Source organism: Thermoanaerobaculum aquaticum (assembly GCF_000687145.1).
GTDB classification, from domain to species: domain Bacteria; phylum Acidobacteriota; class Thermoanaerobaculia; order Thermoanaerobaculales; family Thermoanaerobaculaceae; genus Thermoanaerobaculum; species Thermoanaerobaculum aquaticum.
The window spans coordinates 819-1760 of sequence record NZ_JMFG01000049.1; the positions used below are offsets into that span (position 1 = coordinate 819).

The window sequence follows — 942 nt, forward strand, 5'->3', positions numbered from 1 at the left end:
GAGGAGTGGTCAACCGAGCCGCGGATTTCTCCTTGGTGGTAATCCTCTTGTGCGGCTTTGAGGTAGGCCTGAAAAGCCTCCGATGCCTTTCCCACGTCGTGCCACAAACCAACCAAATACCCCCAAGCACCGGCGCCAAAGGTCTCGGCGAAGTTCCCGGCGTATTCTGCTACTGCCCGCAGGTGATCAACGAGTCTGTGCCGTTGGGCTTGGTCTTTGGCAGCGTGGGCGAAGAGGTCATTCGATAATTGCTGTGGGAGCTTCATGGCGGCAACCTCTTTTCTGGCAGGCACGGATTCACCCGCACGGGCCCAAAGCCCAAACCTGATCAGAAACCCTGCCAACTAAATTTGCCCACGTGTCCCCCGCGCGACGTAGTGAACCTTCGCTCAAAGCCATCGTCATGCCACCTCCCACGTTCTCTAGCTTTCCACTAGAGCAGGGACCCAAAAAGCTCCGCGTGCTTTCTCGGCTTGGCAACGATCTCGACATAAATCCCGTAGGGACATTTCGTTCGCGTTTTCCATCCTCAAAGTTAATTCTACAGACCCCGGGGCATACTACGTGCCCCAGAGTGTGGGCGCGGGGCAAATTTCAGGGGCGCCAAAAAACGGCGTGATGGTTTTCGTGCTCGCGGCTAATTTCATCACCGTTTAGTCATTTATCGTTATTGATTCCATGACTTGACAAAACCGTGATGAATGCCGAGTATTAGTAGCGATGAGGTACTGGGGCTGGCGGTGAGTGCCAAACGGTTTCCCCGGGCGGGAAACCAAAAAACGCGGCGGAAAAGCCTCGTGCCAGGCCCGCCATGCCTGTCAGCACCGAGGTCCACCTTCCGCTCGACCTGAGTTCCCTTCCCACGCTTGAAAAGAAAGGAGGATCACCATGAGGCATGTGCCTCTCGGATTGGCAATCATTTTGCTCACAGCCGGTATTGCT

1 protein-coding gene is annotated in these 942 nt (G+C 55.5%); it reads right to left on the reverse strand.

Annotated elements, in window-relative coordinates; translation table 11 throughout:
• Window positions 1-266, reverse strand: a 266-nt coding sequence (locus tag EG19_RS13265; protein WP_152544063.1) for a CRISPR-associated endonuclease Cas3'', incomplete at its 3' end; no start/stop codon positions are given.
• Window positions 267-942: the final 676 nt, after the last annotated feature.